Source organism: Pseudomonas sp. CGJS7 (genome assembly GCF_036961695.1).
In genome coordinates this window covers 125,223-136,233 of the sequence record NZ_JBAMDI010000012.1, presented here as the reverse complement: position 1 = coordinate 136,233, position 11,011 = coordinate 125,223, and the positions used below count along the sequence as shown (strand labels likewise).

The window sequence follows — 11,011 nt, the reverse complement described above, 5'->3', positions numbered from 1 at the left end:
CAAACTCGACCTTCAGGTGTGAGTGATATCCCGATCCTTGGTCTCCGGCAGGAAGAAGATCCCCAACACCGCCGTCATCACGGCAATCACGATCGGGTACCACAAGCCGTAATAGATATCCCCGGTCGCTGCCACCATGGCAAACGCCACGGTCGGCAGGAAGCCGCCGAACCAGCCATTACCGATGTGGTAAGGCAGCGACATCGAGGTGTAGCGGATGCGCGCCGGGAACAGCTCCACCAGCCAGGCGGCAATCGGCCCGTAGACCATGGTCACGTAGATCACCAGAATGGTCAGCAGCAACAGCACCATCGGGTAGTGGATTTTCGCCGGGTCGGCCTTTTCCGGGTAGCCCGCCTCTTTCAATGCACCACTCAGGGTTGCGGTAAACGCTTCGCTTTGCACCTTGAAGTCCGCCGCCGCCAGGCTGCTGCCATCAAAGCTCGGCAATACCCGTTCGCCAATGCGGATCTGTGCCACGCTGCCGGGCTCCGCCGCTTCATTGGTATACGGGATGGCGCGCTTGGCCAGCAGGCTCTTGGCAATGTCGCAGGAGCTGGTGAATTTGGCCTTGCCCACCGGGTCGAACTGGAATGCACATTGGCCCGGGTCGGCCACCACCACAACCGGGTTCTGCTCCTGGGCAACGAATACATCAGGGTTGCCATACTCGGTCAGTGCCTTGAAGATCGGGAAGTAGGTCAGCGCGGCGATGATGCAGCCGGCCATGATGATTTTCTTGCGGCCAATCCGGTCGGACAGGCTGCCGAAGAAAATGAAGAACGGTGTGCCGATCAACAGCGAACCGGCAATCAGCAGGTTGGCGGTCTGCGGCTCGATCTTGAGCGTCTGCAACAGGAAGAACAACGCGTAGAACTGCCCGGTGTACCACACCACTGCCTGGCCGGCGGTGCCGCCGAGCAGCGACATGATCACCACCTTGAGGTTGTCCCAGCGGGCGAACGATTCGGTCAGGGGCGCCTTGGATGCCTTGCCCTCGGCCTTCATCTTCATGAACACTGGCGACTCGTTCAGCTGCAGGCGGATGTACACCGAAATCGCCAGCAGCAGAATCGACAGCAGGAACGGTATCCGCCAGCCCCAGGCCTCGAACGCTTCCGTCCCCATGGCGGTGCGACAGGCCATGATCACCAGCAGCGACAGGAACAGCCCCAGGGTGGCAGTCGTCTGGATCCAGGCAGTGAAAAAGCCGCGTCGGCCCTTGGGCGCATGCTCGGCCACGTAGGTGGCCGCGCCGCCGTACTCACCTCCCAGCGCCAGCCCCTGCAGCAAGCGCAGGGTGATCAGGATGATCGGCGCGGCCACGCCGATCGTGGCGTAGCCCGGTAGCAGGCCCACCACTGCGGTGGACAGGCCCATGATGACAATGGTGATGAGGAAGGTGTACTTGCGCCCGATCATGTCGCCCAGGCGGCCGAACACGATGGCGCCGAACGGTCGGACGGCAAAGCCGGCGGCAAAGGCCAGCAAGGCAAAGATGAACGAGGTGGTTTCATTGACGCCAGCGAAGAAGTGCCTGGCGATAATCGCGGCGAGTGAGCCGTACAGGTAGAAGTCGTACCACTCGAATACCGTGCCCAGGGACGAGGCGAAGATGACCTTGCGCTCCTCCTTGGTGATACCGCGTTGGGGCGCGCTGCCCGTGGATGTGCTGTCGAGAACCGCCATGGGTTGCCTCCGTCATGTTGTCATATAGGCCGGAGCACCTCACAACCACTTCACCGTCGCACCCAGGCCCTGGCGCTTGCTTTGGTTGCGCGAAGCACGACGAGGCGGGCCGCCTCGGATCGCAGCAAGGTTCATGAAGCATAATCGGGATTGGCTGGATATCCACCCGCCGGGCCCTGCACGAGAGGGCGGCCTGGACGACACGCAGCACCGGGGTGCCGGGCGATAGCGGGTTGGCTGACGATTTTGGCGGGGGCGGTTTCACCCGCCAGGCACTACCGGCCCCTTCAACTCGACCTGATTACCATCCGGGTCGTAGCAGTACAGCGAAAGCCCTTCGCCTTCGGCCCCATACCGCTTCTCGGCAGGCTCCACCTTTACCCCGGCGGCTTCCAGATAGGCCGTCAACGCGGCCTCGTCGAACGGCTCGATGCGCAGGCAGAAATGGTGCAGGTTGCGCCCTTCCACGCCCGGTGCCGCTCCGCCTGGCTGCCCCAGCGGGCCATCCAGGGTCACCAGGTCGATCATCGCCGTGCCCGTGGCCAGGTGCACCATACCCAGGTCTTCGCGCACGCGGCTGACGGTGCAGCCAAGCAGTTCGGTGTAAAAGGCAACACTGCGCGGCAGGTCGCTGACCCGCAACACCAGGTGGTCGATGTGCTTGATGGTGAAAGGCCGCATGCCGGGCTCCCTGTGGCGTGTTTGCGAATACGTTCGCCACCATAGCCCAGGTTCACCCGGCGTGACCAGAATCAGCTACTCGTTCACCAAGCGTTGCAGTACGCCCCCTTCATGGCGCGTCAGGATACGCAGCAGTTGGTCGACCAGCGCCCGGTCCGGCGCATCCAGGTGGAAGTGGTGCCCGCCTGGGTGCCAGGAGACTTTCGCCTGGCTGGGCAAGGCGGCCTGACGCCGGGTAAAGGCCTCGCCGGTGAAGGCCCCCTGGCGGCCGAACAGCAGGTACAACGGGCAGCGGATCTGGCTGAGCAGGTCGCAGGCTTCGCGCTCGGTCAGTGGCATGGGTTCGGGCAATACCAGCCGCGGGTCGTGGCGCCAGCAATAGCCATCGTCCAGCTGTAGCAGGTCGCGCAGCGCCAGCAGCCGAGCGGCACCTTCCGACAGTTCGGTGTCCAGCCGCTCGCGGCGTTGCGCCAGGGCGTTGTCCAGGTCGTCGAAGCGACCAACATCCGGCTCGGCAAAACCCGGCAACTGGCTGCGCTGTACCATGCGCTTGAGCCGGTAGGCCCGCGCCAGGTGCTGCACGCGGTCATCCTCGGCCACCGTGAACGGTGCCCCCATGCCGTCGAGGAAGGTCATGCTGGCAATGCCACTGGTCATGGCCGCCAGCAGCGACGCTATACCGGTGCCCATCCCATGGGCCAGCACGTGAAATTGCGCCAGGCCCAGACTGTCGGTTACCGCCAGCATGTCTTCGGCATGCTCCCACAGGTAATAGCCGCTGTCGTGGCGACGATGGCCAGAACGGCCATGGCCGATCAGGTCGGGGGCCACCACGAAGCAGCCGTCCAGCATCGGTGCCAGGCGCTCGAACGAGGCAGCGTTATCCAGCCAGCCATGCAAGGCCAATATGGGGATACCGTCTTCTGCCCCCCAGGTGCGAACCGCTATTTCAACGCCATCGAGGTCTAGCAGGTGGTCTTTCGGACTGCACAGCGAACGCATTGCAATTCTCCTTGGCTGAAGCCTGCACCATGACCTGCCTCACCCTCTCGCAGATCCTCCCTCGCTGCCAGCCCCCCACCGACCCGCGCATGCGCAGGACCGACCGCGGCCAACAACTATCTACCGCACTCCGGCGCCTTGATCAGCGTGGACTATCTCCCCCCACAAAAGAGATGGTGACCATGACAACCCCGACACCGTTGCACCAAAGCCAGATAACCCGATCGTTACCGAAATGGAGCAAGGCGCTCCAACCCACGCATACACGCAAAGTGGTGCAGAGCCTGTACAAGGAATATCTCGATGAAGATGGCAGCCCTTACGCGTGGTATGCCACTGCCGATGAGCCAACGCGTGAGCAGTTGCACAACGCATTGCAAACCCGGAACAAACGGCTGGCGCAAGTCAAACAGGCGCTGGGCGAGTTCAAGGACATCATCGCGTTCTGCGGCCCGCTGTTGACCGAGCGGTTGAAGCTGAATGTGCCTGTAGACAGGGCGCAGTATGTGTTCCAGCCCTTTGAGTCAGAGGCCAACATCTGGGTGGGCGTTCCCGATGTGGAAACGCCTTTGGTCCCGGACGAGGAAGCGGATGTGCTGGCTACTCGCCCGGTCGGCCAACCGCAAACACGCAGCTTGCTGGAGGCTGCCCTGCACAACTTCGAGGGGCTGGACGAAGTCGGCCCCTACAGCAGGCTCACCAACGCCCCAGGCAGCGACACGCCCCCGGCAGGCCTGACGATGGCGGACTTCGTCAGGCATTGTCGGGCGCTGGACCTTGGCAAACGTTATCAAGACCATCTGCTTGCAACCCATGAAGGCGCCAATCGCGCTGAAATCCAGCGCCTGTCGATTGCAGCGAACCGTGAGGCCTTGAGGGTCCAGGCATTGATCGCCAGGCTCAAAGGCCTGCTGAGCGAGGCCGGGCTCGATGCGCTTGGGCAACTGTGCGACGGCAAGTCTCACCCCACCTATGAAAACGAGGCGTTGCATTGCTGGCACTTCAACCTTTTCGATATCCCCGTCCACGAAATACTGTTCATCGGGCCAGACAACCCTTACCGCAAGAACCCCTGCATTGTGTATGTCCTTGGCGACAGCGAGCACCCGGTAAGGGAGTTCGCTTCTCGTCAGGAAGCGGGCAAGCACCTGCGCAGCCGGCTATTGCAAAGCGAGTTTCGCCGCACCTTGGTGCATTTCGCCTACAAGGACAGGCAAAAAGAACTTGCCGTAAAGCTGGAAATTGCGCTGTTCGAAGAGGATGAAGCGGGCATACGCAAACCCCGAATCATGCCAGTGATCCCTTTCACGCTCTCGCCAATCCGAACCGACCCTTGGACGAACCTATACAACGCACACCTTGCGCGCATGAAGGCCGACGCAAAAACCATTGCAGTCCCTACCGCCGAAGTCGACGCCAACGCCCGCAATGAGCGTCTGAAGTACTGGTTCGACCTGGGGATGAACGTGCTGAATGTCGCCGCGTTCTTCGTGCCGGGGTTGAACACGGTCATGCTAGGCGTTTTTGCTTACGACCTGATGAGCTCTGTTTTCACCGGGTTCGAGGCCTGGGAAGAAGGTGATACCCGGCAGGCACTGGCGCAGCTGGAATCATTGGCCATCAACGCGGGCGTGATTGCCGGCTTTGCAGTGGGCACCAGGATCGTCCAGGCGTCTGGCTTTGTCGATGCACTGAAAAGTGTATGGCATGAAGACAAGGAAGTGCTTTGGCACCCCGACATGAAACCCTATGCGAGCACGGCGGCTATTCCTGAGGGGGCTCAACCCGATTTGCTCGGCCATGTGCACGTCGACGGAAAGACCTACCTGAAGCTGGATGGGACCCTGTACGAAGTGTTTCAGGGCGCTGATCAGCAATGGCGCGTGCGCCACCCCGAGGATGCGCAGGCCTATGCCCCACGCTTGCTGCATCATGGTAACGCCCGCTGGCAACTGGCCCATGAACAGCCTCTGGAATGGGAACGTGAACAGCTCGCGCGCCGCCTCGGCAGCCATAGTGCAGGCCTGGACGACAGCGAACTGGACCATGCCATGCGCACTACCGGTACCGATCCAGACGTGCTGCGCCGTGCCCAGGCAGCGGGCCTGCGTCCACCCGCTTTGTTGCTCGACGCGCTGCAGCGGTTGCAACTGGACAATCAGACCCAACAGATCATCAACTGCGTACGCCATGGGTTGCCGCTGGCTGCGTACAAGAACTTTGCCTTGCCTGAGTTGCTGCGCCTGCCGGGGTGGCCCGAGGGGAACGTGCTGAAGGTTTACCAAGGGCCAGAACCCTGGGGCGAATCGGTGCGCTACGGCCCCCCTCACACGCTGGGCCAGACAGAAATCGAAATTACCCGTACCGACCTGGACAATGGCCAGTTGAGCCAGACCGTGCTGGATCAGATGGATGAAGAAGCCATTGAGCAGTTGCTCGGTGACACACCAACCGAGCACCGATCGTCCGCACTGAACAACAAGCTCGCGCAACACCTGGAACAGCATCGCGAGGCGCTGTTCGAGAGCCTGCAACAACGACGCCGTCCCACACACCCACCCACTGCACAAACCCTCGCCCGGCAGTTTCCCGGGCTACCGGACAGCGCGCTTGAAGAATTGCTGGCCAACATCAGCAACGCCGAACGGGAACGCCTGACCAACGGCCGGGTGCCGCTTCGCGTTGCCGAGGAAGCACGCCTTCTGCAAGCTCGAGCGCGGCTTGACCGCGCCCTCCTCGGCCTGTTCAGGCCCAGCCTGGCCAACGACGACAGTCTACGCATCAAGCAGGCGCTGCAAGCCGCGCACCCGCAGGCTGAACCGGCCCGGTTGCTGCAACTTGCCCTTGGTGATCGCCAGCACTGCGCCTCACTGCTTGGCCAACAGCCCATCAACCCCAGGTTCCGCTCCCCTTTGCGATTGGCCAACGGCCAGCTGGGCTATCCCCTGAGCGGCCGAGGCCTGCAGGGACGAGCCTTGCCGGCTGCACGTCGACTCCGGGCGCTCTACCCCGAACTCAGCAGCGAGCAAATCACCGGGCTACAAGCCGAACTGGCTCGAGGAGGCGACCTGGGTAGCGCGATCAACCAGCTGGAGGTCGAGCAGCGTACTCTCAACCGAGATCTCAACCGTTGGGTAAGCACCGCCCGCACCCTTGAAGAGCGCTTTGATCGCCAGCAATGCACCGAGCGACTGATGAGCGCTTCCCGCCGTGAAGGTGGCGCGCAAGCCGAAACACTGGTACTGGACCGTATGCAGCTCGAAGCGCTACCCGCTTTCACTGCACGCATGCTGCATATCCGCAATCTCAGGCTCGAGGGGCTGCAGATGCGGCACCTGGAGGGCAGCTTCCTGGCAAACTTCCCTAACCTGGAAACCCTGGAAATCGTCGGCAACCCGGACATCGATGCCGAGACATTGTTCGAGGCGCTCAGGTCGGCACCGCGGCTACGCGAGCTGGGCCTGACCGACAATGGCCTGACCACCCTTTCACCCACCGCCCAACAGGCCATCGGGGCAATGCCCGGCTTGCGACTCCTGTGGCTCAGCCGCAACCGGCTGCAACTCGACACCACCAGTTTGGGCTTCCTGACGCGCTTACCCCTGGATGCCCTCGGCCTGGCCCATAATCAAATCACCCTCGACGAAAGCCTTGCTGCCCAGTTTCAGGACATGATCCACCCCGTACTACTGCACTTGTCAGGCAACCCACTGCGACTGGCACCCGACCTGCGCTTCATGGCCCGTCTTGTCCACCTGGAGCTTGAGCGTTGCGAACTGCAGCAGTGGCCCGACAGCCTGACCGTCCTGATGAGCCAGCCCCAGTACCAACTGCGCTATCTGAACCTGTCGTCCAACCGCATTCGTACCCTGCCAGACTTGCCTGGTGTGCTGCGTACCCCTTTTGCCCGCGATGTCGCCGCGCACTTGCCGGAGCGCCGTTGGCTGTTCAACTACAACACCCTGGAAGCCCAGACACGTGCACGCCTGGGCAGCAGCGGCGTCAACGTCTTCGAACACGCAGAAGACGTGCCACTGTGGCAAGGCGTTTTCCGTGGCGAGGCGAGCAATGCCGAGGAGCAGCTGTGGAGCGAGCTGTTCGACCAAGGTGAAAACGCAGCGCTGCTGGGCGTACTCGAACGTCTTGCCCAGTCGGCAGAAGCGCAGCGTGATGGCGAGGCCCTGAGAGCACGCGTCTGGAAGCTGCTGGATGAAGCTGCCCACGACACCGTGCTGCGTGAGCGCCTCGCCACCGTGGCCGACGACTTCCCGCCAACCTGTGGCGACGCGGGTGCCGACGCGTTCAGTGCCTTGGAGATAGAAGTGCTGGCCCACGAAGCTGCAGCCGTCGCCGGCAGTCGGCCGGCTGATCTACTGAGCCTGTATGGCAAGTTGTATCGACGCAGTCAGGTCAATCAACTGGCCGATCGTATCAGCTGGAGAAGGTCCTTGCGCAAACAGGCGCTGCTCGACGGGGCCTTCGATGAAAACCTCCCCCCCTACGATGAGCTGGACGACCCCTCAGCCTTTCCAGACAGCGAACTTCAAACGGGGCTGGTGGACGATGTGGAGGTACGTTTGGCCCTGCGCCAGTCGTTGGCCAGTGCGCTGGACTACCCTGAGCCGAGCCGAGGCATGCTGTACCGCAATACGGCCAGAATCAACGACACAATCATCGAAATGGTGAAAGCTGAGGTCCTTTCCCTGGACAGGGATGCCACCGCTCGGGAGCAATGGTTGACCCAGCAGCCGGGCTGGGTCGAGTACTTGAAACGAGAGCATGCAGCCCAGTTCAGCCTGATCACCGACTTCTGGCGGCCAGGCCTTGATTACCTCTATTACTGCCTGGATGAAACCGCCGAGCCGGTGACATCCCTGGACAGCTCGGTGCGACGAGCCTTGGCCAGGGTCATGCCTGAAAGCCCGGTGGATGCTGACGGCAGGCTGCGTCGCGTGGTGCTCAACGAGCAGCAGTATCGCCAGGGCGTTGACGCGCTGACTGCCGAGCAGCAGCAGGTTGAAACCGGTCTGCTGACCAGCCTCACCCGCCAGACGCAAACAATCGGCCGCTGACCCCACTCACTGCCCGCGCAGGTCTTCGAAGAAGGCCTGCTTGCCGTCCACCTGGCTGGACGCCCGTGGGGCCGCTGCGGCGTCACCATTGGCGGCCTCTACGTGCCAATAGCAGTGTTGTACTGCACGGGTCACCGCCACGTAGGCCAAGCGCTGCACTTCTTCCTTCTGTGCCGTATCGAACGGTTGGGCATCACCTGCCTTGCCCAGCCCAGCCTGGCGGTATACCTGGTTCTTGTAGGGTGAGCTGGTCAGGTACTGGCAGTCACCCAGCATGAACACCGCATCGGCCTGCAAACCCTTGGCACTGTGATAGGTCAGCTGACGCAGCCGGCGCTGTTCGGCCGGTAGCGCCGCCTCGGCGTGCAGCACGCTTTGCAGGTGCTCGCTCATCAACGCCCGGTCACTGCCCTTGCGGTACAGCATCATGACCGTCTCACCCCGCTGGTAGTGCTCGACAAGCGTTTCGCCCAACGCAGCCTCGTCACGGTCGAACACCTTGACCGGCGAGCCGGGCAACTCGGCCGCCGGGCCACTGGCGCGGGCTTTCTTGCCGGCAATCGCCGGGGTGCCCTTGATCAGGTGCTCGGCCGCATCGATCACCTGTTGCTGGCAGCGGTAGTTGTCGACCAGCATCACCCGCGTGTTGGCCGGCGACGGGAACGCCTTGGTGAACTCCATGAAATACTTGGGCGAACTGCCACGCCAGCCGTAGATCGATTGCCAGTCGTCACCCACGCACAGCAACGACGAATGCTGGGCATGGCGCCCGGTGTGCATGGCCGGGCCGCGGCGCCGTATTTCGGCGAGGCTGGCACGCAACCAGCTGACGATCTGCGGCGACACGTCCTGGAACTCGTCGATCATCAGGTGCGCCAGCGGCCGCAGCAACGGATCGGGCAGCAGGTGCAGGTTTTCCGGGTTGTTCTCGCCAAACAGGGCGAACATGCGGTTGTAGCTCATCACCGGCGGCGACTGGTCCAGCAGGTGCGCTTCCAGGGCCTTCCAGTACAGCGCCAGGGCCTCGAAGAACAGTGCATCGCTATCGCCGGACGGGAAGCTCATCGCCGCCACTGCTTTGTTCACCTCCAACCCCAGGTTTTCGATGAAATTGGCCGCACTGACGAACGCATCCAGCAGCGGCGCCGGGGCCAGTTCGCCTTTAACCTTGTACTCGAAGCCAGGACCGGCCACGGCATCGCCCGCCAACGATGCCGCCAGGCGCCTGGCCATGGCGTAGTTGTCGAGCCAGATCAGCGGCCTGTCGCAGAACGCCTGCAACAGTGTGCGCTTGACCGCCCACTCGGCACGCACGGTCAGCTTGGCGCCGGGGCGCTGGTATTGCGCGCTTTGTGCAGGGTCGAAGCCCAGCACCACCAAAGGCCCCTGGCCTTCCAGGCGGCCATGCACATGGAAGCGGCTGCCACGGATATCGACCGTTTCACGGCAGGGCTCGATGCCCTTGATCGGCCAGACGCCGGCGGCAAACCACAGGTCCTCGATCACGTCGCACAGTTCTTCGTCGCGCTGGGCGGCCAATTGGGTCACCTGTGCGCGCTTCTGCACATCAGGGTTGTTCGGGTCCAGCGGCTTCAGTTGCAAGGCTTCGCTGCGCAACTGGCCGACCAGCTCGGCAAAACGCGGGCTCTCGCCCAGCAAGCTGCTGTAGCACTGGTTCAGCTGCTGGCGCTGGGCATCGTTCAGGCGCAGGTCGAACGGGTTGCTGTCGGCCTCGGCCTCACGCCCCGCAGGCATCTCGTGGCCCAGTGTTTCAAATGCACGCACCTGGCCGAAGCCCGGCAGGCTGCGCACCAGCGGCAGGATGCGCGAATGGAACGTGCGCACCAGCTCGCGGGCCTGCGCAGGCTGCAGGTTGATCTGCCACAGGGCGAACACCTGCAGCAGGCGCTTGATGAAGTCCTTGCGCGATTCGCGGGTGAAGGTGACCACGGTCATCGCATCCAGCTCGTAACCCAGGTAATGACGCAGCAGCAGGATGCGCAGCACCAGCGACGTGGACTTGCCTGCCCCGGCGCCTGCCACCACGCAGGTAGACGGGGTGTCACTGAAGATCAGCTTCCATTGCGCGGCGCTGGGCTGGGCTTCGGCGGGCAGGCGCTGGGCGACATCGGCCTTGAAGCGCTTCTTCAACTCGGCCGTCAACGGCAGGCGCCAGTCGTCGAACAAGTTGTCATCCTGGCCTGGCACGGCGGCGCTGTCGGGGCGCGTATCGCGGATCACCAGCACCTGGCGCCCCGCTTCATAGCCCTCCACCCGACCACGCTCGAACCCCTCACGCACACCATCGGCATGGCCAGTACGCTGGCCTGTGGCGTGGCCGAGGAACCATGAGTCGCGGTGCTGGGCTTGCAGGCGGGTCAGGCCACGCCCCAGCAGGCGGGCGGCCAGGCGGCGAAACCAGGGCAACTGGGCAGGAGGGGTAAGGTCGGCGGGGGCCAGGGGTTGCTCGTGGGCCACGGTCACTCCGTTGAAATTCAAAACAGCAGGCATGTTCGCCGCATCGACAAAAAATCGCCAGCGAATGCTTGCAGATCAGTGGATTAGGC

General features: G+C 62.9%; 5 protein-coding genes. 1 reads left to right on the top strand and 4 read right to left on the bottom strand.

Annotation, left to right across the window (positions count from 1 at the left end):
* Positions 1-12: 12 nt before the first annotated feature.
* From V7787_RS10390 to V7787_RS10380, 3 genes are all read right to left on the bottom strand, one after another.
* On the bottom strand, positions 13-1,689 hold the full coding sequence (locus V7787_RS10390; RefSeq protein ID WP_020193582.1) for an MFS transporter: 1,677 nt from the start codon (positions 1,687-1,689) through the stop codon (positions 13-15).
* 261 nt (positions 1,690-1,950) lie between these two features.
* Complete coding sequence (locus V7787_RS10385; RefSeq protein ID WP_003250810.1) at positions 1,951-2,370, bottom strand: VOC family protein; 420 nt, start codon at positions 2,368-2,370, stop codon at positions 1,951-1,953.
* A gap of 75 nt (positions 2,371-2,445) precedes the next feature.
* Complete coding sequence (locus tag V7787_RS10380; protein WP_010953494.1) at positions 2,446-3,372, bottom strand: alpha/beta fold hydrolase; 927 nt, start codon at positions 3,370-3,372, stop codon at positions 2,446-2,448.
* Between the two features lie 182 nt (positions 3,373-3,554).
* Here V7787_RS10380 and V7787_RS10375 point away from each other — a divergent pair, with 182 nt between their 5' ends.
* Positions 3,555-8,444: an NEL-type E3 ubiquitin ligase domain-containing protein gene (locus V7787_RS10375; protein ID WP_336087853.1), complete on the top strand. Its 4,890-nt coding sequence runs from the start codon at positions 3,555-3,557 to the stop codon at positions 8,442-8,444.
* Between the two features lie 6 nt (positions 8,445-8,450).
* Here V7787_RS10375 and V7787_RS10370 read toward each other — a convergent pair whose 3' ends face one another.
* A complete protein-coding gene (locus V7787_RS10370) occupies positions 8,451-10,955 on the bottom strand; it encodes a UvrD-helicase domain-containing protein (RefSeq protein WP_336087851.1) in 2,505 nt (834 codons plus the stop codon).
* Positions 10,956-11,011: the final 56 nt, after the last annotated feature.